The sequence below is a fragment of the Streptomyces sp. NPDC107765 genome, assembly GCF_055657085.1.
Genome location: NZ_JBVKBL010000004.1, coordinates 143,530 through 164,367 on the forward strand (window position 1 = coordinate 143,530; position 20,838 = coordinate 164,367).

The following is a 20,838-nucleotide window of genomic DNA, read 5'->3' on the forward strand; positions in this document are numbered from 1 at the left end:
CGGTCGGGGTGGTCGTGCTCGTGGACATGCGTCAGGGCTCCTTTCAGCCTCAGGCCGCTACGAGGTAGGAGAAGACGGATTCCAGCGATTCGTCGGAGGGCGAGACCGTCAGCAGGCGGATGCCGTGGTCGCGGGCGACCCGCGGCAGGAGTGCGGTGAAGCGGCCGAAGTCGACCGCCTGGATGCGCAGTCCGCCCTCGACGAGATCGACCTCGATCCCGGACGTCGAGGGGTCGGCGATCAGCGCGCCCGCCAGCGCCCGGTCGTCGTCGGACCGGACGAGATAGCGGTGCGGGCGGTCGGTCATCAGCCGGCGGATCTTGCGGAAGTCGCCGGACGCGGCGTGCCGGCCGGCGACCACCACCTCGATGTGCGAGGCGAGTTGCTCGACCTCCTCCAGGATGTGCGAGGAGAACAGGACGGTGCGCCCCTCGTCGCCCATGCGGCGCAGCAGTTCCATCAGCTGCATCCGCTGGCGCGGGTCCATGCCGTTGAAAGGCTCGTCGAGCAGCAGCACGGACGGGTCGTGGACCAGCGCGGAGGCCATCTTCACGCGCTGCCGCATGCCCTTGCTGTACGTGGCGATCTTGCGGTCCTGGGCGTACTCCATCTCCACGGTGGCCAGCGCCCGGGCCGCCTCCCGCCGCCCGAGGCCGTGCAACTCGGCGTTGGCCACGACGAATTCGCGCCCGGTGAGGAAGTCGTACATCGCCTCGCGCTCCGGGACGATGCCGATGTGGCGGTAGATGCCGGCGTTGCGCCAGATCGTCGCCGCGTCGAGGGTGACCGAGCCGTTGGAGGGGGCGAGGAAGCCGCCCATCATGTTGATCAGCGTGGACTTGCCGGCGCCGTTGGGGCCGAGCAGGCCGGTGACCCCGGGGCCGATGGTCATCGTGATGTCGTTGACGGCCACGACATTGCCGAACCAGCGCGAGGCGTGGTCGATGTGGAGGGTACTCATAGACCGGCCTTCCGGTAGCGGCGCATCAGCAGGGCATAGCAGCCGGCGATGGCGATCAGGGTGACGAGGAGGTAGACGAATCCGGCGCCGGTCGACGGCGCGAGCCCGTTGGGGAAGGAACTGCTTCCGCCGAGGAACGTGGACTGCACCCCGTCGATGAGCGTGATCGGTGAGAACAGTCCGAGCCAGCCGACGGCCGACTCGCTGCCCTGGACGAAGGCGATGCCCTGGACCGCGCTCACCGCGCCGTACGGGATGGTGAGGACGGCGATCACGGCGGCGACGCCGAAGCCGCGGCGCGGGGTGAGCGCGGAGACGACCAGCCCTATCCCGGCGAACAGCAGCGACAGCAGCACCACGGAGACCAGCCCTTGGGCGAAGCCCTTGGTCTGCTCCAGGAAGTCCATCTTGGCCAGCAGTGCGCCGACGTAGAGGACGAGCAGCGGGGCGGCGGTGAGGACGAACAGGGCGCTCGCCATCGCCGCGAACTTCGAGGCCACGTAGTCGCCGCGCTCGATGGGGCGGGAGAAATACAGCGGCACGGTCTTGAAGCGCAGGTCCCGGGAGACCGACTGCGGGGCCTGGGCGGCCAGGTAGAGGCCGATGACGGCCTGGAGGTAGATGGCGTAGCGGGTGTAGCCGACCGGGAGGCTGCCGGCCTTGGTGAACACCGCGACCGCGACCATGATCGCGGCGGGCAGGCACATCACCGCGAAGAGCAGCATCGGCAGCACCTTGCTCTTGGCCGAGCGGCCGAGGCCGTAGGCGCCGCGCAGGCTCTGCGAGAAGAGGGACCGGCGGGCATAGGCGCGGCCCAGCCGCGGGCCGTCGTAATGGCGGTAGCCGATGTTGTGGATGGAGGCGCCGGGTGGGGCGGTGGATGCCGGGGTCATGGGCTCAGGCGACATCGTGGGCGCCTCCTTCCTCAGTGGTGTACGGGGCGCCGGGGGCGCCTGCGGGGGTGGGGTCGGCTTGGGCCCGGTCCGCGTCGCGGAAGACCTCGGCGATCTGGTGGCGACGCTGTTCCATCCGGATCAGGCCGAGGCCGAGTCCGGCGACGGTGTCCCGCACCAGGTCGTAGGTCTGCTCACCGGCCGCCTCGACGAACAGGAGGTGCCCGGAGGAGGGGAGGCCGCCGGCGCCCTGAGCGCCGGTCGTCACCGCGACGCCGGCGGCGGTCAGGGCCGCGCGCAGCGCCTCGGTGCCGTCCGGGTGGGCCTCGGTGTCCGTGACCTCCACCGCGAGGGAGGCCGTGACCTGCGTGAACTCATCGGTGGCGGAGGACCGCAACAGCTTGCCGCCGTCGATGACGACGACGTGGTCGCAGGTGCGCTCCAGCTCGCCGAGGAGGTGCGAGGTCACGAGGACGGAGATGCCGAAGTCGGTGTGGACCCGCCGGATCAGGCCGAGCATCTCGTCCCGGCCGGCCGGGTCGAGGCCGTTGGTGGGCTCGTCGAGGAACACCAGCTGCGGGTCGTGGACCAGCGCCTGGGCCAGCTTCACCCGCTGCTTCATGCCCGTCGAATAGCCGCCGATGGGGCGGTAGCGCTCCTCGTAGAGGCCGACGTGGCGCAGGGTGTCGGCGGTGCGCTCGCGGGCGGCGGTCGGCGGCAGCCCCGACATCCGGGCCATGTGCACGACGAACTCGGTGGCCGAGACGTCCGGCGGCAGGCAGTCGTGCTCGGGCATATAGCCGACCCGCTCGCGGATGGCGTTGCCGTCCTTGGCCACGTCCAGGCCGAGGACGCGCGCCGATCCCTCGCTGGCCGGGGCCAGTCCGAGCAGGATCTTGATCAAAGTGGACTTTCCGGCGCCGTTGGCACCCACCAGGCCCGTCACGCCGGGGGCGATGTCAACGGAGAGCCGGTCCAAAGCGGTCACCCGCGGGTACCGCTTGCTCAGGCTTTCGGTCACGATCACAGTCACGTCTTCGACGGTAGTGGCGCCCGCCACACCGGTCGTCAACCCACAAGTCGGTATCCGCATCCCCCTGCGGTATTACGAGCCCGTAGGGGTTCTCCTGCTTTGAGCGGCCCTCGTCTCAGGGTCGGGGTCGTAAGGGCGGGCCGTCCGGCTTCCGCCCGCCGGGTGTGTCGGCCCCCTTGACGCCGCCGCCGGTCATTGTCACATTCATCAGTGTCAAGTTACGGGCGCGTACCGCGATGAACGGCTCACGGACGGACGGTTGGCGATGGCCCCAGTCACCACAGCGACCTCAGCAGCGGCCGGCGAACTCACCGCAGAACTAAGGGGGTTCAGAGAGGTCCAGCGGCTCGCCTACGCCTGCGCGGAGGCCGTGGCCGCCCAGCTCAAGCCCGGGATCACCGAGCGCGCGGCGGCACGGATGCAGCGCGAGTGGCTGCGCGAGCGCGGGGTGCGGGACTGGTTCCACCTGCCGTTCGCCTGGTTCGGCGACCGCACTGCGTTCGTCAACTTCCGGATACCGCTGCAGTTCTTCCCCACCCACCGCGAGCTGGAACCGGGGATGCCCTTCATCCTCGACATGGCCCCCGTCCACCAGGGCTTCACCGCCGACATCGGCTACTCCGGCTGTCTCGGCCTCAACCCCGTGCACGACAAGCTGCTCGCCGACCTGGAGGCGCACCGCGAACTCATCCTGCGCGAGGTCCGCGAACGCCGCCCGCTGCGGGAGATCTACCAGGACGTCGACCGGCTCATGGTGCGGCAGGGCTACGCCAACCGCCATCGCGCCTACCCCTTCGGCGTCATCGCGCACAAGATCGACCGGGTCCGGCAGCGCCGCTGGTCCCCCACCGTCTTCGGTTTCGGTACCCAGTCCCTCAAGGGCCTTGCCTCCGACGCGCTGCACGGCCACCGGGACGGCTGGTCCCCGCTGTGGAGCCCGTACACCTTCTCCGATCATCCGCCGCAGCCGGGGCTGTGGGCGGTCGAACCCCACCTCGGGTTCCGGGGCATCGGCGCGAAGTTCGAGGAGATCCTGGTCGTGACGGGCTCCAAGGACCCCCAGGAAAGCGCCTTTTGGCTGGACGACGATCTGCCGCACGTGCGGCGCTGGCAGGAGGAGAAGGCCGCGTGAAGACGGGACGTGGACGTGGACGGGACGCGGCTGCGGGCCGCGGCCAGGAGCCGGGCCGGACGCAGGGCGGGGCGCCGGGCCGGGCATCGGGCGGAGCATCGGGCGGGGGGCCGGGGCTCGCCGGGGCGACGGAGCGCTGGGTGCACACCGGCGGCGTCGAGCTGTGCGTCGCCGAGCTGGGTGACCCGGAACACCCCACGGTGGTGCTGGTGCACGGCTATCCGGACAGCAAGGAGGTGTGGTCCGAGGTTGCCCGCCAGCTGGCCGACCGCTTCCATGTGGTGCTCTACGACGTCCGGGGCTGCGGCCGGTCCACCGCCCCGCGGCCGCTGCGCGGTGGCTTCACCCTGGAGAAGCTGACCGACGACTTCCTGGCCGTCGCCGACGCCGTCAGCCCCGACCGCCCGGTGCACGTCGTGGGCCACGACTGGGGCTCGGTACAGGCCTGGGAGTTCGCCACTGTGCGCCGCACGGAGGGCCGGATCGCCTCCTTCACGTCCATGTCGGGGCCATCGCTGGACCACTTCGGCCACTGGATCAAGAAGCGGATGGTGCGGCCCACCCCGCGCCGTGCCGCCCAGCTCCTCCACCAGGGCGCCAAGTCCTGGTACGTCTACCTGCTGCACACACCCGTGCTGCCGGAACTGGCCTGGAAGGGCCCGCTCGGCAAGCGCTGGCCGGGCATCCTGCAGCGGGTGGAGAAGGTGCCGGCCGGGGACTACCCGACCGCCTCGCTGCCCACCGACGCGGCTCACGGCGCCTGGCTCTACCGCGACAACGTCCGCGCCCGGCTCCGCCGACCGCGTGCCGACGCCTACGCGCACTGCCCGGTCCAGCTGATCACCCCCACCGGTGACGCCTTCCTCTCCCAGCGGCTCTACGACGACCTGGAGCAGTGGGCGCCGCAGCTCGTCCGCCGCACCCTCCCGGCCAAGCACTGGGTCCCCCGCACCCGCCCGGACCAGCTGGTCTCCTGGATCACCGAGTTTGTCACCGCCAAGGAGGAGGGGGACCCGGCGAAGCAGGGCGCGGCACGCGGCCCGTACGCCGACCGGTTCGGCGGACAGCTGGTGCTGGTGACCGGCGCGGCCAGCGGCATCGGCCGGGCCACCGCGTTCGCCTTCGCGGAAGCCGGCGCCCGGATCGTCGCCGTCGACCGGGACGCGGACGGCGCGGCGCGGACCGCCGAGCTGGCCCGTCTGATCGGCGCCCCGCAGGCCTGGCCCGAGGTCGTCGACGTCGCGGACGAGGCCGCCATGGAGAAGCTCGCCGACAAGGTCGACGCCGAGTACGGCCCCGTGGACGTGCTGGTGAACAACGCCGGGATCGGCCTGTCCGGCTCCTTCCTGCAGACCACCACCGACGACTGGAAGAAGGTGCTGGACGTCAACCTCTGGGGGGTCATCCACGGCTGCCGGATCTTCGGCAAGCGGATGGCCGACCGCGGTCAGGGCGGCCACATCGTCAACACCGCCTCGGCGGCCGCCTTCCAGCCGTCGAAGGTGCTGCCCGCCTACAGCACCTCCAAGGCCGCGGTCCTGATGCTCAGCGAGTGCCTGCGCGCCGAACTGGCCGGGCAGGGCATCGGCGTCTCGGCCATCTGCCCCGGGCTGGTCAACACCTCCATCACCAGCACCGCCCGCTTCGCCGGGGTGTCGGCCGAGGAGGAGAAGCGCCGCCAGGCCAAGGCCGCGCGGATGTACGGGCTGCGCAACTACCCGCCGGAGAAGGTCGCCGACGCCGTTTTGCGGGCGGTGGTCCGCAACCAGGCGGTGGTGCCCGTCACCCCCGAGGCCCGCGGCGCCCATCTCCTGTCGCGCTTCGCCCCGCGGGTCCTGCGCGCCCTCGCCCGCATCGAGCCGCGGCTGTAGTCCGCACCCGACCGGCAGCAGCCCCCCAGTGACCGGCCAGCAGGAGCCCCCAACGACCGGGGAGTGCGAGGGCCGGACAACGGCGCATATCAGGAGCCGCGTATGAGTAGCTCACCCCTCCGGGAGCAGCACCACCCGATCACCCCGCGCCGGGTCTCGTTCGACTGGCGTGCGACACCGCTGCTGTGGATACCCGACGAGCCCACCGCGACCCACGTCATCAACGTGCTGCACCTGCTGCTGCCGGCCGGGGAGCGGTGGTTCGTCAAGGTCTTCAAGGAGGCCCTCCCGCTGGTCCGGGACGAGCAGCTCCTCAAGGACGTCAAGGGCTTCATGGGCCAGGAGGCCACCCACAGCGTCCAGCACTCCTACGTCCTCGACCACCTGGCCCACCGGGGCCTGGACACCGGCCCCTACACCCGGCACATCGACTTCCTCTTCGAGCGTCTGCTGGGCGACCGGCCGCCACTCGGCGTCCCCGTCCCGGAACGGGAGTGGCTGCGCTTCCGGCTCTCCCTGATCGCCGCGATCGAGCAGTTCACCGCGGTGCTCGGGAACTGGGTGCTGGCCGCCGACGGCCTCGACCGGGCCGGGCCCGACCCGGTCATGCTCGACCTGCTGCGCTGGCACGGCGCCGAGGAGGTCGAGCACCGGGCGGTCGCCTTCGACATGTACCAGCACACCGGCGGCGACGATCCCGGCCGGTACGCCCGCCGGGTGCTGGGCATGGCCGTCACCGCCCCCGTGCTGCTCCACCTGTGGGCCTGGGGCGCGGCCTACCTCCTCCGGCACGACCCGCAGCTCGCCGCCCGCTCCCGCTACTCGCTGCGGGAGCACAACCGGGCCGTCCGTAAGGGACTGCTCCCCACCTGGCGTGAGCTGGGAACGGCGATACCGCGCTATCTGCGGCGGTCGTACCATCCCTCGCAGGAAGGGTCGCTGCGCGCGGCCGTCGCCTATCTGGCGTCCTCGCCGGCCGCCCGGGCCGCGGCGGGCGCGGTGGGCCGCGCGGCCGTCTCGTAGCGCGCGGCCGACGGAGGAGGAACACCGCAGTGACCGAGCAGCCGCCGGCGGCCGCAGCCCGCCCGGCCGAGTACCGCATCGACGACCTGGCCCATCTCAGCGGCGCCACGGTCCGGACGATCCGCGCCTATCAGGACCGCGGGCTGCTCCCCCGCCCGGAACGCCGCGGCCGCGCCAACGTCTACGGCACCGCCCATCTGGCCCGGCTGCGCCAGATCGCCGATCTGCTGGACCGCGGCTACACCCTCGCCAGCATCAAGGAACTCCTGCAAGCCTGGGACGCCGGCCTCGACCTCGGCGGGGTGCTGGGCCTGGTCGCCGAGATCGACGGGCCGTGGACCGACGAGCAGGCGTCCCGGATCAGCCGCACCGACCTGGACGCGGCCTTCGGGGGCGCCTCCGACGAAGCGGCAGTCACTGAGGCGGTCGAACTGGGCGTCCTGGAACGGCTTCCGGGGCGGGACGACGAGTTCCTCGTGCCCAGCCCGCAGGAGCTCGCCGTCGCCGCCGAGCTGCACTCCGCGGGTGTCCCCCTGCGGGCGATCTCCGCCCATCTCCGTGAGCTGCGCGGCCAGGTGGAACACATCGCCTCGCGCTTCCTGGACTTCACCACCGAGCACGTCTTCCGGCAGTTCCTGGACCACCCGCCCACCGACGCCGAGGCGGCCGAGGCCGCCACCCTCGTCCGCCGGCTGCGGCCACTCGCCCAGCAGACCGTCGATGCCGAACTCGCCCGCGCCATGCGGACCCTGGCCACCCGCTACCTCCGCCGGCACCTCAGCGAGGCGCTGCCCGCGGAGATCCACGGGCCGAGGGACACCGCCCCACCGGCAGGCTCCGGGCCGGTCACGGACCCCCGTACCGCGACCGACCCGAACCCTGCTCCCGGCCCCGCCCCCGAGGCCCCGGCGGGCCCCGGGCCGCAGCCCGCCACATCGGCCGGGCCCGGGGCCGGCGCCGAGGCGGTGGCGCTGCCCGCCGACGCCGTGGCGGCCGTACGGGCCCTGGTGGGCCCCGAGCACACCGCGGCGTTCATCGCAGCCGCCGCCCGGCGCGAGGTACAGGCCCGCACCTTGGACGCCTTGGTCCCGAACGGTCGCCATGCCCCGCCCGAGAGCGCCACGGACACCGCCCCCCGCGCCGAGCCCCCGCCCGGCACCTGAGCCGGCACCCCAACAGGCGTGCCGCTACGCGCTCTTCAGTTCTCAAGCAGCCTGCGATCGCGGTTATTCCGCCCCGGATGCACAACCTGCCGGACCATCTCGTCGGGACGTCTCGACGCCTCGCGGGCTCAACGTGCCGGTTCCGGCAGCCAGTTGCCGTGGAAGCCGTACGGCACCCGCTGCGGCAGATGGACGGTGGCCACCGGAGCGGCGGATATGTCCTCGGCGTCGAGGACGACCAGATCGCTGGTGTCGGTGGTCGCGTCGTAGACGTAGGTCAGCAGCCAGCCCGGTCCGCCCGGACGGTCGTCCGCCGGGGCGAAGACCGCCTCGCCCGGGGTGCGGCCCGGACCGAAGTCATGGCGGACCACCGCGCCGGTCTCCAGGTCGTAGCGGAGCAGGGCGCCAGGTATGTGCCCCGTCCCCGGGGCCTCGGCGACGGTGGCGTGGCCGAAGCGGGCCCGCTGCCCCACGAGGCGGTCGTCCACCCGCGGGAACTCGCAGTACTGGTCGTCGAGCTGCTCCTCGGTGACCGTCCCGGAGGTGAGGTCGATCGTCCAGCGCCACAGGCAGGACGGCTTTCTGCCGGTGAGGTCGGGATAGCGGGAGACGTGGAGGACGATCCGCTGGTCGCCGTCGTCATGGGCGTTCAGCGCATGGAAGACGTAGCAGGGGTCGATGGGGAGCCAGCGGACCTCGCCGTGCGGGTCGTCCCGGCGCAGCACGCCCAGCCGTGCGCCGTACTCCGGGTCCCAGCGGTAGGGCATTCCGGGGCGGCGGTGGGCGTCGAAGACCATCGGGAGGTCCATGAAGATGACATGGCGCTCGGTCAGATGGAAGTCGTGCATCATCGTGTGCGCCGTGACGTCGATGGGGCGGCTGATCACCAACTCCCCGTCCGCATCGGCCCGGTGGTAGGTCAGATAGGGCGGTCTGGCCCCGCCGTATCCGAAGAAGTGCAGCTCGCCGGTGGCCGGGCAGGTTTTGGGGTGCGCGGTCATGGCGGTGGTGAGCCGTCCGCCGAAGTCATGGACGCCGAGGGTCTCCAGCTCGTGGCCGGGACGGCAGTCGATTTCGTACGGGAACGACGACTCGACGAGCGCGAGGGTACGGCCGGCGTGCCGGACGACATGGGTGTTGGCCACGCCCGCCGACAGATTGTGGCGGCCCTGTGCATCGCGGGGCGGCACTGTGTCGGTGAAGGTCGAGGTGCGGACCCAGCGGTTGCGGTAGGAGACGGCCCGGCCGCCCTCCAGGCGGAGCCCGTGGACCATGCCGTCACCGAAGAACCAGTGCGGTGTGGCGGCGTCCCGCGGGTTGGGGCCGTTGCGCAGGAACCAGCCGCTGAGCTCGGGCGGCAGGGTGCCGGTGACCGGGAGGTCGTAGGCGGTCAGCTCCTCGGCGACCGGGGCGAAGTTGCCGGCCAGGTGCGGAGCGGGGGCGTCGGAGGCGGACGGGGTGGTCGGGGAGGTGGTGGTCATGACGCCAGACCTTCCTGGATGCCGGCCTGCGCGGCGGCCTGCTGCTCGAAGCGGGCCCGGGCCCGGTCGGGGTAGCTGGAGGTGAAGCGGACGGGGAGGACGAAGCCGGCGACCTGGATGAGGATCGAGTAGACCGTGTCCAGCTCGTAGGCGGAGACCAGGGCCTGGGCGGTCGCGGTGAGGGTGAAGGAGAGCGCCCACGCGGCCGTGAGCACGACGTTGATGCGGCGGAACAGCGGGGTGTGCCAGACCTCGGGCGGAGCCATCCGGCGTGCGATGCCCATCGTGAAGGGCCGCCGGACCGCTATCGACACCCAGGCGATGAGCGCCAGCCAGCCCATCGAGAGCGCACTGCCGTACAGCCGGAGGCCGCTGTCGGGGCGGGCGAAGGCCAGCGCGGACAGGGCGGCGAAGAAGACGATCGTGCCGTACTCCAGCACGCGGTGGTCCAGTGAAAGGCCCGCCGCCCGGTCGGCGAGGAGCAGCGCGACGGCCGTCAGCAGACCGGCGAGCGCGCCCCACTGCCAGCCGGTCGTGGACACTCCCGCGAAGACCAGCCACGGCACGAAGCCCCGCAGATAGTTCATGTCTCCCCCTCTTCGTCCGCGGCCGCACGACCGGCGCCCTTCGCCGTCCGCATCCTCGCCGCACATTCCAACTTCGACATGTCGAATGTAGAAGGTCCTTCTTTGACATGTCAACAGTGGAAGGTAATGTTGCCGGTCATGAGCCTGAGACATGCCGTGCTGGGCCTGCTGTCCGAAGCCCCGGCAAGCGGCTACGACCTGATGAAGCTGTTCAACGCCACGCTCTCGATGGTCTGGCCCGCCACGCAGAGCCAGGTGTACGGCGAGCTCGGCAAGCTCACCACCGCCGGCATGGTCGAGGTCACCGCCCACGGCCCCCGAGGCCGCAAGGAATACGCGATCACCGACGAGGGGCTGACGGAGCTGCGCCACTGGCTCACCAAGGTCGAGCCGAGCGGCCCGCAGCGCGATGACGGCTTGCTGCGCGTCTTCTTCCTCGGCATCGTGACGCCGCTCGAAGCCCAGACCTTCCTCCTCCACCAGGCCGAGCTCGCCGCGCGCACCCGCGCCATGTGCGAGCAGGTCGACGAGAACGCCCAGTGGGACGACGAGATGATTTCGGTCTACGGACGGATCGCCCTGGAGTACGGCCTGCGGATGTCGGCGGCCCAGGAGGAGTGGGCCCGCTGGGCGGCCGAGCAGGTGACCACCGCCAAGGCACGACGGGCCAGCGAGCTCGCGCACGCCCAGCACGAAGGGCACGGAGGAAGCCGCGAAGCACACGGGAAAAGCGCCGAGGGCCCGCAGGGGGACGAGACCGACGGGACGTGAATACGGATGCCTCCGGGGCGCCCGGCGCGGCACCCTGGAGGCATGAACACCCAACGCTCCGTGCGCCTCTCGAAGTATCTGTCGAAGCATTTGCGCCATGCACCGGAGCGGATCGGCCTCACCCTCGACGCCCAGGGGTGGGTGCCCGTCGACGACCTGATGGCGGCGGCCGCGGCCGATGGATTCCGGTTCTCGCGGGACGAGTTGGCGGCCGTGGTGGCCGGCAACGACAAACAGCGCTTCACCATCGAGGACGGCCGCATACGCGCCAACCAGGGCCATTCCCTACGGGTGGACCTCGGACTGCCGCCGGCCGAACCTCCCGCACACCTCTTCCACGGCACGGTGGCGCGCCATGTGGCCGCCATCCGTGAGGAGGGGCTCCTGCCGATGAACCGGCACGCGGTCCATCTCTCGCCGGACCGGGACACCGCGACCCGGGTGGGCGCCCGGCGCGGCACACCGGTGGTGCTGACCGTGGACGCCGCGGCGATGCACCGGGCCGGACACGTCTTCCGGGTCAGCGCGAACGGCGTCTGGCTCACCGACCGGGTGCCCGCCCCCTTCCTCCGCTTCCCCGGGTGAGCCGTACCGTCCGGTCGTTCATCCGAGGGGTCACAGCCCCGGCGCGCCCCATACGGGGAACCACCGCGCCAGGTCCTTCTCGACCGTCAGATCGTCCCCGAGCAGCGCCCTGACCTGCAGTTCGAGCGGATTCTCGCGCTTCTCCCCACCGCCCGGCTTCGGTGCGAAGGGGTAGAACGTGCCCCTCTTGTAGAGGTAGACCAGGGCAAGCGACCGCTGCCGGTCATCACGGAAGCCGACCAGCGAGCACAGTAGTTGCGGCCCAAAACCCGCCTCCTCCAGGGACGTGTTGACCGCGTGCAGGTCGTTGACCAGGCCCGCCACGTCCTCCGGCGGATGCCGTACGAGCAGCCAGGTGTAGCCGTACGCGTCCTGGGTGAACTCCACCGGCCCGTCCAGCAGGGACCGGGCCTCCTCCTGGATGCGGGAGAACGCACCGCCCTCCACACTGGCGAAGCACACCGAGCCGAGGCCGGTGGGCGTGAATCCGGCCGCGGCCTCAAGGGTGACGGCGGCGGACGGCAGCGCGAAGAGCTGGTCAAGATCGGGGCGTACCGGCTTGCTGCGGCCGAGGAGGGCGTCCAGAAATCCCATGCGCGGGGTACTCCTTGCTCCTGGAGGGGCCGGCCCGCACCGTCAGGGCGGGCCGGTGATCGTCACGGCCGCCTCACGCCCCGAGCTGCGCCGCGATCCGGCCCAGCTGGTCCAGGCGCTGTTCCAGCGTCGGGTGCGAGGACAGCAGCTGGTGGAAGCTCTCCTTGTTGAACGCCGGGGCGAAGAAGAAGGCGTTGTACGGCTGGGCCTTGCGCAGGTCTTCGGTCGGGATCCGGGCGATCTGCCCGGTGACCTTGGTCAGCGCGGCGGCCAGCGCCGAGGGGCGCCCGGTCAGCAGGGCGGCGGCGCGGTCGGCGGCCAGTTCGCGGTAACGGGACAGCAGCCGGGTCAGCAGGAAGCTGATCGCGTAGACGACCGCGCTGACGGCGGTGACGATCAGCACGGCGATGGCCGCGTTCTGGTCCCGGTTGTTGCGCCCGACGCCGCTCCACAGGGCGGCCCGGGTGATGATCCCCGCCAGGACGCCGAGGAACGACGCGATGGTCATCACCGCGACATCGCGGTGTGCGACATGCGAGAGCTCGTGGGCCAGCACGCCCTCCAGTTCCTCCGGCTCCAGCCGTCGGAGCAGGCCCGTGGTGGCGCACACCATCGAGTTCTTCCGGTTGCGGCCGGTGGCGAAGGCGTTCGGCACGTCCGACTCGGCGATCGCAACCCGCGGCTTGGGCATGTCGGCCAGGGCGCACAGCCGGTCCACCGCGCCGTGCAGTACGGGCGCCTGTTCCGGCGTGACCTCGTGCGCGCCCATGCTGAAGGCCGCGATCCGGTCGCTGAACCAGAACTGCGCGACGAACAGGGCCCCCGCGATCAGCAGCACCACCACCCAGGCGCCCTTCAGCAGGACCACCAGCACGCCGACGACCACGACGTACAGCAGCCCGATGAAGAACATCGTCGTGACCATCCGCGAGGTCAGCCCGCGGTCCGGGGCGAATCGGGTCTGTGCCATGGCTCCTCCACGAACACCGCACTTCGCGCAGTGCGCCGGCCCGCTCGTGCGCCGGTCCCGCCCGGCGCGCCGCGTCCGCCACACTGCGCCGCTGTCCCGATTCTCCCTCTTCCGGGCTATATACGGGGTAAAGCGGAGGTGAGCGAACGACCGGGCGGGTCGGGGCGGGCCGGTCGGCGTGTTTCACGTGAAACCAGCCGCAGCCCGACCCCGCGAGAAGGCCCGGCCCCGCCGATCCGGCCCGCGTCCTGAGGCCCGGACAGAGGCCCCGCGGAGCCCCCAGAGGCCGGGACGGAGGCCCTCCCGGAAGCCCGCTCCCCCCGCCCCTACGAGGTGCCGAGCTGCGCCAGGCCCTCCGTGGCGATGCGCTCGAAGACGCCGAGGTCCGCCGCGAAGAGCGAATCGGCGATCGGCCAGTGGACGACCAGCTCGTCGAAGCCCAGCGCGGCGTGATTCCCGGCGAAGTCCACGAACGCGTCGACGGAGTCCAGCGGCCGGTCCGGGGTGAAGCCGGAGAGCATGATCTTCTCCAGCTCACCGGCATCGCGGCCGATCTCGGCACAGGCCTTGCCGAGCCGTTCGCACTGCCCGCGCACCGCCTCCAGGGAGTCGGCCGAGCTGCCGCCGCCGTTGGAGACCTTGGGGTCACCGGTCGTCACCCACGCCTGGCCGTGCTTGGCCGCGAGCTTCAGGCCGCGCGGCCCGGTGGCGGCCACCGCGAACGGCAACCGCGGCCGCTGCACACAGCCGGGGATGTTGCGGACCTCGTGCGCGGAGTAGTGCTCGCCCTCGTACGAGACCACGTCCTCGGTCAGCAGCCGGTCGAGCAGCGGCAGGAACTCGCCGAAGCGGTCCGCCCGCTCCCGCGGCGACCAGGGCTCCTGGCCGAGGGCGGTGGCGTCGAAGCCGTTGCCGCCGGCGCCGATGCCCAGCGTGATCCGGCCGCCGCTGAGGTCGTCGAGGGTGATCAGTTCCTTGGCGAGGGTGACCGGATGCCGGAAGTTCGGTGAGGTCACGAGGGTGCCCAGGCGCAGCCGGGAGGTCGCGGTCGCGGCGGCGGTCAGGGTCGGCAGGGCCCCGAACCAGGTCTGGTCGCGGAAGCTCCGCCAGGACAGGTGGTCGTAGGTGTAGGCGGCGTGGAAGCCCAGTTCCTCGGCGCGCTGCCACACCTCCCGCCCACCTTCGGACCAGCGGCGGACGGGAAGTATCACGGTGCTCAGTCGCATGCCCCCGAGCGTACGGCCGTCCGGGTGTTCCCCACGATTGCTCCGGCCCCCGCACCGGGCCGGCCGTCGTGGGCGCGTACACCGCTCTGGCCCGTAAGCGGCCCCGCTTCCCGTGCTCCGCCCGGCGCCACCGCGCCGGCTCATCCGCGCGACCCACCGCACGCCTGTGCGCACTGGTGCGGGAAGATGGGCCCGTGACTGATGCCTCCGCCACGCCACCCCGGGCGCCCCAACCGGCCGTTGCCCCCGGACCGGCCGTGCTGCCCGAACCGGCCGTCGTGCCCCGGCTGATCGCCACCGACCTCGACGGCACCCTGCTGCACGACGACAAGACGGTGTCCGAGCGGACCATCGCCGCGCTCGCCGCCGCCGAGCGGGCCGGCATCGAGGTGTTCTTCGTCACCGGGCGCCCGGCCCGCTGGATGGACGTGGTCAGCGACCATGTGCACGGCCACGGCCTGGCGATCTGCGCGAACGGCGCGGCCGTCGTCGATCTGCATCGCGGCGGCCGGATCGTCGAGGTCAGCCCGCTGGATCAGGCGCTCGCGCGGGAGGTCGTGGACGCGCTGCGCAGCGCCGCGCCCGGCACCTCGTTCGCCGTCGAGCGCACCAGCGGCATCCATTACGAACCGCAGTACCCGCCGCTCCTGCTGGACCCCGCCGCGGTGGTGGCACCGGTCGAGAAGCTGCTGGCCGACGACTTCGTGGCGCCGCTGGGGCCCGACGGCCCGGCGGCCGGCGCGGAGCCGCCCGCCTTCCCCGACCAGCCGGTCATCAAGCTGCTCGCGCACCACCCGGACCTGGAACCGGACACCTTCCTCGCGCTGGCCCGGTCGGCCGCGGGCGATCTCGCGTCCTTCACCCGCTCCAGCCCCACCGCCCTCCTGGAGATCAGCGGCCCGGGCGTCAGCAAGGCCGGCACCTTGGCCCACTGCTGCGCCGAACGCGGGATCTCCCGGGAGGAGGTCGTCGCCTTCGGGGACATGCCGAACGACATCGAGATGCTGAGCTGGGCCGGCACCTCGTACGCCATGGCCAACGCCCATCCGGAGGTGCTGGCCGCCACCACGGGCCGTACCGCGTCCAACAACGAGGACGGCGTCGCGCTGGTCATCGAGCGGATTCTGCGGCGGTGCGCCGCGCGGGGTGCCGCGCGCCCCTGAGCGGCAGCCGATCGGCGCGGCGGCTCACAGCGGCGCCTCCCAGACCACCGTCGTACCCGCGCCGCCCTCGCCCACCCCGGGCCCGTACGTGCTGGAGCCGCCCAGCGACTCCGCGCGCTTGGTGAGGTTCTTCAGGCCGCTGCGGCGGCCGCCGGACGGTATGCCGATGCCGTCGTCGGCGACGGTCAGCCGGACCCCGTCGGTGCCGTCCGGCAGCCGGATCGTCGCATCGACGACGACGTCGATCCGGGACGCGTGGGCGTGCCGGAAGGCGTTGGACAGCGCCTCGCGCAGCGCGGCGATCAGGTTCTTGCCGGTCAGCTCGCCGATCCGGGAGTCGACCGGGCCGACGAAGTGGGCCGACGGCTGGAAGCCGAGCGGTACGGCGGCGGTGCCGATCTCGCGCAGCACCCGGGTCCGCAGGCCCGACGGCGCCTCCACCGGGCCCTGCTGGAGCGCGAAGATCGCGGTCCGGATCTCCTGGATGGTGACGTCCAGTTCGTCGACGGCCTTGCCGATGCCCGCCGCCACCTCCGGGACGACGGACCTGCGCTGGGCGCCCTCCAGCATCATGCCGGTCGCGAAGAGCCGCTGGATGACGAGGTCGTGCAGGTCACGGGCGATCCGGTCGCGGTCCTCGTAGACCGCCAGCCGCTCCCGGTCGCGCTGGGCGTCGGCCAGTACCAGCGCCAGCGCGGCCTGCGCGGCGAACTGGGTGGCCAGCGTCCGCTCGGCGGCGGAGAACGGCCGGGCACCCCGGGACCGCGGGGTGGCGAGGGTGCCCAGGACCCGGCCGCCGCTCTTGAGCGGCAGCAGCATGCTGGGCCCGAAGCGGGCCGCGATGTCGGTGACCATCCGGGGATCGCTGGCCGAATCGTCGACGAACACCGGCTCGCCGTCGAGGAGTTGGCGGGCCACCGGGCTGTCGGGCGGGATGTGCGTCCCCAGGATGCCGGCGGGGTCGTCGGCCGATACGGCGACGATCTCCAGCCCGCCCTCGTCGTCGGGCAGCAGCACGATGCCCGCCGCCGAATCCGCCAGCTTTCTGGCCTGCTCGGCAACCACGGCGAGCGCGTCGTCGACGTCGCTGCCCGCCAGGAGTTCGGTCGTCACCGCCACCGAACCGTCGATCCACCGTTCCCGCTGGCGGGTCGCCGCGTACATCCGGGCGTTGCCGATCGCGATGCCCGCCTCCGTGGCGAGCACCCGGACCATGTGCAGGTCCTCCTCGCTGAACTCCCCGCCGCCGCGCTTCTCGGTCAGGTAGAGGTTGCCGAAGATCTCGCCCTGGACGCGGATCGGCACCCCCAGGAAGGTGCGCATCGGCGGGTGCTCCGCGGGAAAGCCGGCCGAGCGCGGGTCCTGGGTGAGGTCGGCGAGGCGCAGTGGTTTGGGGTCGTGGACGAGCGCGCCGAGCAGCCCCTTGTGGCCGTCCGGGAGCGCGCCGATCCGCTCGTGCTCCCGCGCGCCGACGCCGTACGTCACGAAGTCCGAGAGCCCCTCGCGGGCGTCGTCGATGATCCCGATGGCGGCGTAGCGCGCGTCGGCGAGTTCGGCCGCGGTCTGCACGATCCGGTCGAGCGTGATGTGCAGATCGAGCCCCGCGCCGACCGTGCGCATCGCCTCCAGGAGCTGCGGTACCCGGGCGGTCAGCTCGGAGGACAGGCCCTGCAGGCTGCGGGTGGCCTCGGTGGCGGCGTGCATGGGGTCGGGGGTGGGCGGGTCCGTGCGGGCGGCGCGATCCATGCCCTTGAGCCTAATAAGACGCCATATAAGAGGCCATTCACCTGCAAAACCGTCAGAGCGCCGGTGCCATGCCGTAGGCCGCGTCCACCGCCCGTTCGCGCTCCAGCATCCGCCGGAACGGACCGTCGGCCGCGGCCAGCTCCGCCGGGCCGCCACGCTGCACGACCCGTCCGCCGTCCAGCACCAGCACCTCGTCGACGGCGTCGAGCCCGGTGAGGCGATGGGTGATCAGCAGCGTCGTCCGGCCCTCGGTCGCGGCCAGCAGATCGGCGGTCAGCGCGTCGGCGGTGGCCAGGTCGAGGTGCTCGGCCGGCTCGTCCAGGACGAGCACCGGGAAGTCCGCGAGCAGCGCACGGGCCAGCGCCAGCCGCTGCCGCTGGCCGCCGGAGAGCCGGGCGCCGTGCTCGCCGACCATGGTGTCCAGGCCGTCGGGCAGCCCGCGCACCCAGTCGGCGAGCCGGGCCCGGCCGAGCGCGTCCCACAGCACCCGGTTCCCGTCCTCGCCCGGACCGGTGCTCCGGTCCCGCAGCGCCAGCCGGAGGTTCTCCCGCAGTGAGCTGTCGAAGAGGTGCGCGTCCTGCGCGCACAGCCCGACCAGCCGCCGGACCGCGTCACCGTCCAGCGCCTGGGCGTCCGTTCCCCCCAGCGTGTACGTGCCCGCCTCCCGGTCCAGGAAGCGCAGCAGCACCTGGGCCAGGGTGGTCTTGCCGGACCCGGACGGGCCGACCACGGCGATCCGGCGGCCGGCCGCCAGCGTGAGGTCCACCCCGTCCAGGGCGGGCCGGTCCTGCCCGGCGTGGCGGGTGGTCAGACCGCGCACGACCAGCGGGAAGGGTGTCCCGGGGGCCGTCGCGGGGGTGGCTGGTTCGCGGACCGGTGCGGGCGCGTCCAGCACCTCGAAGACCCGCTCGGCCGCGCGCCGGGTCCGTTGCCGGTACTGCACGGCGAGCGGCAGCCCGGTCACCGCCTCGAACGCGGCGAGCGGGGTGAGCACGACGACCGCCAGCGCCACCCCGTCCAGCCGCCCGGCGTGCACCGCCTGGACGCCGACGGCCGCGGCGGCGACGACGGTCAGCCCGCACAGCAGCGCCGAGAGCCCGGCGCCGGTGCCCGCCACGGTGGCCGACCGGGCCGCGATCCGGGTCAGCTCACGGTCCGCCCGCCGCACCGCTTCCGTACGGGCCGGCAGCGCGCCGGCCACCGTCAACTCGGCGGTCCCGGTGAGCAGATCGACGACCCGGGTGGCGAGCCGGCCGCGGGCCGGGGCCAGCTGCCGCTCCGCCCGCCGGGCCAGCGCGGCCGAGAGCACCGGCACCCCGGCTCCCGCGAGCAGCAGCCCGGCGGCCAGGATCGCGCCGGCCTCGGGCAGCAGCCAGCCGGTGAAGCCGACCGCGCCCGCGCCGACCAGCGCCGCCGCCCCCGCGGGCAGCAGCCAGCGCAGGAAGTGGTCCTGCACCGCATCGACGTCGGCGACCAGCCGCGAAAGCAGGTCGCCGCGCCGGCGCCCGGCGAGCCCGGCCGGCGCCAGCCGCTCCAGCCGCCGGAAGACGGCGACCCGGACGTCCGCGAGCATGCGGAAGACCGCGTCGTGGGAGACCAGCCGCTCGGCGTACCGGAAGACCGCGCGCCCGATGCCGAACGCCCTGGTCGCGGTCACCGCCACCATCAGGTAGAGCACCGGCGGCTGCTGCGCGGCCCGCGAGATCAGCCAGCCGGACGTGGCCATCAGGCCGACCGCGCTGCCCAGGGCGAGGCTGCCGAGCAGCAGCGCCAGCGCGAACCGCGCCCGCCGGGCCCGCGCCATCCGCCGCAGGCGGGCCGGGGCCGAGGCACGCGTGGGGGCGAGGTCGAGCCCGTCGCCGAAATCGGCGGTGGGATCGGCGGTGGGCGCGGGACCGGGTGCGGTGGCGGCGTCCGGGACCGCACCCCGGCCGGCCCGTAGGCCCGCGTCCACAGCCGGTTCCCGCACGTCGGAAGCGGTGTCGGCGCCCGGCAGCCGCACCACCCGGTCGGCCACCGCCAGCAGCGCCGGGCGGTGGACGACGAGCAGCACGGTCCGGCCCGCGGCGAGCCGGCCGACCGCGGCGACGATCGCCTCCTCGGTCTCACCGTCCAGACTCGCGGTCGGCTCGTCCAGCAGCAGGATCGGGCGGTCGGCGAGGAAGGCCCGGGCCAGCGCCAGCCGCTGCCGCTGGCCGGCGGAGAGCCCGGCACCGGATTCGCCGAGCCGGGTCGCCAGGCCGTCGGGGAGCGCCTCGACGAAGTCCAGTGCGCCGGCGTCCGCGAGCGCGGTGCGTACGGCCGCGTCGTCCGCGTCCGGCCGCGCGAGCCGTACGTTCTCGGCGACGGTCCCGGCGAACAGCTGCGGACGCTGGGGCACCCAGGCGATCCGCTGCCGCCAGCTGTCGGGGGAGAGCTCGGCGATGTCGCGGCCGTCGACCAGGGCCCGGCCCCCGGTCGGCGCGGTGAGGCCGAGGAGCACGCCGAGCAGCGTGGACTTGCCCGCGCCCGAGGGGCCGACCAGGGCGACGGTCTCGCCGGGGCGGACCTCGAACGAGGTCGCGGGCAGCGAGTCCGCGGTCCGTCCCGGGTGGCGGACCACGAGGTTCTCGACGGTCAGCGCGGTGCCCTCGGGTGCCGGTGCGGTGCCGGGCGTGGGCAGCGGCGCCTCCAGCACGGCGAAGATCTCCTCCGCCGCGGCGAGCCCCTCGGCCGCCGCGTGGTACTGCGCCCCCACCTGCCGCAGCGGCAGATACGCCTCGGGCGCGAGCACCAGCACCATCAGCCCGGTGTACAGATCGAGTTCGCCGTTCACCAGCCGCATGCCGATGCCGACCGCGACCAGGGCGACGGAGATCGTGGCGAGCAGTTCCAGGGCGAACGAGGAGAGGAAGGCGATCCGCAGGGTGCGCAGCGTCGCGCGCCGGTACTCGCCGGTGATGGTGCGGATCGCGGCGGCCTGGGCCTTGGCCCGGCCGAAGACCTTGAGCGTGGGCAGGCCCTCGACGACGTCGAGGAAGTGCCCCGACAGCCGGGCCAGCAGCCGCCACTGGCGGTCCATCCGCGACTGGGTGGCCCAGCCGATGAGGATCATGAACAGCGGGATCAGCGGCAGCGTGAGGACGATCGTCAGCGCGGAGATCCAGTCACCGGTGACGATCCGGGCCAGGACCGCGACCGGGACGACGACCGCCAGCCCCAGCTGCGGCAGATAGCGGGAGAAGTAGTCGTCGAGGGCGTCGATACCGCGGGTGGCGAGCGTGGTCAGCTCGCCGGTGGCCCGCTCCGTACGCTGCCGCGCCGCCCGCTCGACCAGCCGCATCCGCAGCTCGGACTTGACCGCCGCGCCGGCGCGGTGGGCGGCCAGCTCGGTGAGCCAGGAGACCAGACCACGCCCCACGGAGACCGCGGCGAGCAGCGCCAGGGGGGTGGCCAGACCGCCGGGACCGAGCCCGTGCCGGAAGGCTCCGACCACGATCTCGGCGATCAGCATCGCCTGGCCGACGACCAGGCCCGCTCCGGCCAGCCCGAGGACCACCACCGCGATGAGGAAGCCGCGGGTGGCGTGGGCGTAACGGAGCAGGCGCGGGTCGACGGGTTTCACGTGAAACATTCCATCCTGCCGAACCACCCCGAGGG

Annotated in this window: 17 protein-coding genes; 7 read left to right on the top strand and 10 right to left on the bottom strand. The window is 72.8% G+C overall.

Translation table 11 applies throughout. The features are described 5' to 3' along the window. Window positions 1-49: 49 nt before the first annotated feature. From ACZ7MX_RS12260 to ACZ7MX_RS12270, 3 genes are read right to left on the bottom strand one after another with little or no spacing between them, the layout of a single operon-like run. On the bottom strand, window positions 50-961 hold the full coding sequence (locus tag ACZ7MX_RS12260; RefSeq protein ID WP_472131492.1) for an ABC transporter ATP-binding protein: 912 nt from the start codon (window positions 959-961) through the stop codon (window positions 50-52). After that, complete coding sequence (locus ACZ7MX_RS12265) at window positions 958-1,854, bottom strand: ABC transporter permease (RefSeq protein ID WP_472131493.1); 897 nt, start codon at window positions 1,852-1,854, stop codon at window positions 958-960. The genes ACZ7MX_RS12260 and ACZ7MX_RS12265 overlap by 4 nt, the downstream gene beginning before the upstream one ends. Window positions 1,855-1,858: 4 nt before the next feature. Continuing rightward, a complete protein-coding gene (locus ACZ7MX_RS12270) occupies window positions 1,859-2,947 on the bottom strand; it encodes an ABC transporter ATP-binding protein (protein WP_472131494.1) in 1,089 nt (362 codons plus the stop codon). Window positions 2,948-3,152: 205 nt separating this feature from the next. Here ACZ7MX_RS12270 and ACZ7MX_RS12275 point away from each other — a divergent pair, with 205 nt between their 5' ends. From ACZ7MX_RS12275 to ACZ7MX_RS12290, 4 genes are all read left to right on the top strand, one after another. Continuing rightward, a complete protein-coding gene (locus ACZ7MX_RS12275; protein ID WP_472131495.1) occupies window positions 3,153-4,019 on the top strand; it encodes a M24 family metallopeptidase in 867 nt (288 codons plus the stop codon). A 140-nt stretch (window positions 4,020-4,159) separates the two neighbouring features. Next, window positions 4,160-5,890, top strand: a complete 1,731-nt coding sequence (locus ACZ7MX_RS12280; RefSeq protein ID WP_472131798.1) for an SDR family oxidoreductase — start codon at window positions 4,160-4,162, stop codon at window positions 5,888-5,890. 102 nt (window positions 5,891-5,992) lie between these two features. Continuing rightward, the gene (locus tag ACZ7MX_RS12285; RefSeq protein ID WP_472131496.1) at window positions 5,993-6,913 is read left to right on the top strand and encodes a metal-dependent hydrolase; all 921 of its coding nucleotides are present in this window, start codon (window positions 5,993-5,995) and stop codon (window positions 6,911-6,913) included. 29 nt (window positions 6,914-6,942) lie between these two features. Then, the gene (locus ACZ7MX_RS12290; RefSeq protein WP_472131497.1) at window positions 6,943-8,076 is read left to right on the top strand and encodes a MerR family transcriptional regulator; all 1,134 of its coding nucleotides are present in this window, start codon (window positions 6,943-6,945) and stop codon (window positions 8,074-8,076) included. Window positions 8,077-8,204: 128 nt separating this feature from the next. On the opposite strand, the gene ACZ7MX_RS12295 is transcribed toward ACZ7MX_RS12290, so the two are convergent. Together ACZ7MX_RS12295 and ACZ7MX_RS12300 are read right to left on the bottom strand one after the other, a co-directional pair. Continuing rightward, on the bottom strand, window positions 8,205-9,557 hold the full coding sequence (locus tag ACZ7MX_RS12295; RefSeq protein WP_472131498.1) for a carotenoid oxygenase family protein: 1,353 nt from the start codon (window positions 9,555-9,557) through the stop codon (window positions 8,205-8,207). Continuing rightward, window positions 9,554-10,144: a hypothetical protein gene (locus ACZ7MX_RS12300; RefSeq protein ID WP_472131499.1), complete on the bottom strand. Its 591-nt coding sequence runs from the start codon at window positions 10,142-10,144 to the stop codon at window positions 9,554-9,556. The genes ACZ7MX_RS12295 and ACZ7MX_RS12300 overlap by 4 nt, the downstream gene beginning before the upstream one ends. Window positions 10,145-10,282: 138 nt before the next feature. Here ACZ7MX_RS12300 and ACZ7MX_RS12305 point away from each other — a divergent pair, with 138 nt between their 5' ends. Then, entirely contained in the window at window positions 10,283-10,915 is a 633-nt protein-coding gene (locus tag ACZ7MX_RS12305) for a PadR family transcriptional regulator (RefSeq protein WP_472131500.1), read from the top strand. 42 nt (window positions 10,916-10,957) lie between these two features. Next, a complete protein-coding gene (locus ACZ7MX_RS12310) occupies window positions 10,958-11,500 on the top strand; it encodes an RNA 2'-phosphotransferase (RefSeq protein ID WP_472131501.1) in 543 nt (180 codons plus the stop codon). Between the two features lie 30 nt (window positions 11,501-11,530). On the opposite strand, the gene pspAB is transcribed toward ACZ7MX_RS12310, so the two are convergent. The 3 genes from pspAB to ACZ7MX_RS12325 all read right to left on the bottom strand — a co-directional run bounded on the left by pspAB (window position 11,531) and on the right by ACZ7MX_RS12325 (window position 14,290). Continuing rightward, window positions 11,531-12,094: a PspA-associated protein PspAB gene (gene pspAB / locus ACZ7MX_RS12315; RefSeq protein ID WP_467700673.1), complete on the bottom strand. Its 564-nt coding sequence runs from the start codon at window positions 12,092-12,094 to the stop codon at window positions 11,531-11,533. 73 nt (window positions 12,095-12,167) lie between these two features. Further along, window positions 12,168-13,064 (bottom strand): zinc metalloprotease HtpX, encoded by an 897-nt coding sequence (htpX, locus tag ACZ7MX_RS12320; RefSeq protein ID WP_472131502.1) that lies wholly within the window; start codon window positions 13,062-13,064, stop codon window positions 12,168-12,170. A 326-nt stretch (window positions 13,065-13,390) separates the two neighbouring features. Then, window positions 13,391-14,290: an LLM class flavin-dependent oxidoreductase gene (locus tag ACZ7MX_RS12325; protein WP_472131503.1), complete on the bottom strand. Its 900-nt coding sequence runs from the start codon at window positions 14,288-14,290 to the stop codon at window positions 13,391-13,393. A 194-nt stretch (window positions 14,291-14,484) separates the two neighbouring features. On the opposite strand from ACZ7MX_RS12325, the gene ACZ7MX_RS12330 reads away from it, so the two are divergent. Then, window positions 14,485-15,453, top strand: coding sequence for a Cof-type HAD-IIB family hydrolase (locus tag ACZ7MX_RS12330; protein ID WP_472131504.1), 969 nt, complete (start codon window positions 14,485-14,487; stop codon window positions 15,451-15,453). 24 nt (window positions 15,454-15,477) lie between these two features. Here ACZ7MX_RS12330 and ACZ7MX_RS12335 read toward each other — a convergent pair whose 3' ends face one another. Together ACZ7MX_RS12335 and cydD are read right to left on the bottom strand one after the other, a co-directional pair. After that, window positions 15,478-17,157: a sensor histidine kinase gene (locus tag ACZ7MX_RS12335; protein ID WP_472131800.1), complete on the bottom strand. Its 1,680-nt coding sequence runs from the start codon at window positions 17,155-17,157 to the stop codon at window positions 15,478-15,480. Window positions 17,158-17,251: 94 nt separating this feature from the next. Further along, entirely contained in the window at window positions 17,252-20,812 is a 3,561-nt protein-coding gene (cydD, locus tag ACZ7MX_RS12340) for a thiol reductant ABC exporter subunit CydD (protein ID WP_472131505.1), read from the bottom strand. Window positions 20,813-20,838: the final 26 nt, after the last annotated feature.

Excerpts from the sequence above, each read along its gene's own strand:
- ACZ7MX_RS12260 (WP_472131492.1), bottom strand. The coding sequence starts at position 961 with ATGAGTACCCTCCACATCGACCACGCCTCGCGCTGGTTCGGCAATGTC.
- ACZ7MX_RS12265 (WP_472131493.1), bottom strand. The coding sequence starts at position 1,854 with ATGACCCCGGCATCCACCGCCCCACCCGGCGCCTCCATCCACAACATC.
- ACZ7MX_RS12270 (WP_472131494.1), bottom strand. The coding sequence starts at position 2,947 with ATGCGGATACCGACTTGTGGGTTGACGACCGGTGTGGCGGGCGCCACT.
- ACZ7MX_RS12275 (WP_472131495.1), top strand. The coding sequence starts at position 3,153 with ATGGCCCCAGTCACCACAGCGACCTCAGCAGCGGCCGGCGAACTCACC.
- ACZ7MX_RS12285 (WP_472131496.1), top strand. The coding sequence starts at position 5,993 with ATGAGTAGCTCACCCCTCCGGGAGCAGCACCACCCGATCACCCCGCGC.
- ACZ7MX_RS12295 (WP_472131498.1), bottom strand. The coding sequence starts at position 9,557 with ATGACCACCACCTCCCCGACCACCCCGTCCGCCTCCGACGCCCCCGCT.
- ACZ7MX_RS12300 (WP_472131499.1), bottom strand. The coding sequence starts at position 10,144 with ATGAACTATCTGCGGGGCTTCGTGCCGTGGCTGGTCTTCGCGGGAGTG.
- ACZ7MX_RS12305 (WP_472131500.1), top strand. The coding sequence starts at position 10,283 with ATGAGCCTGAGACATGCCGTGCTGGGCCTGCTGTCCGAAGCCCCGGCA.
- ACZ7MX_RS12310 (WP_472131501.1), top strand. The coding sequence starts at position 10,958 with ATGAACACCCAACGCTCCGTGCGCCTCTCGAAGTATCTGTCGAAGCAT.
- pspAB (WP_467700673.1), bottom strand. The coding sequence starts at position 12,094 with ATGGGATTTCTGGACGCCCTCCTCGGCCGCAGCAAGCCGGTACGCCCC.
- htpX (WP_472131502.1), bottom strand. The coding sequence starts at position 13,064 with ATGGCACAGACCCGATTCGCCCCGGACCGCGGGCTGACCTCGCGGATG.
- ACZ7MX_RS12325 (WP_472131503.1), bottom strand. The coding sequence starts at position 14,290 with ATGCGACTGAGCACCGTGATACTTCCCGTCCGCCGCTGGTCCGAAGGT.
- ACZ7MX_RS12335 (WP_472131800.1), bottom strand. The coding sequence starts at position 17,157 with ATGCACGCCGCCACCGAGGCCACCCGCAGCCTGCAGGGCCTGTCCTCC.
- cydD (WP_472131505.1), bottom strand. The coding sequence starts at position 20,812 with ATGTTTCACGTGAAACCCGTCGACCCGCGCCTGCTCCGTTACGCCCAC.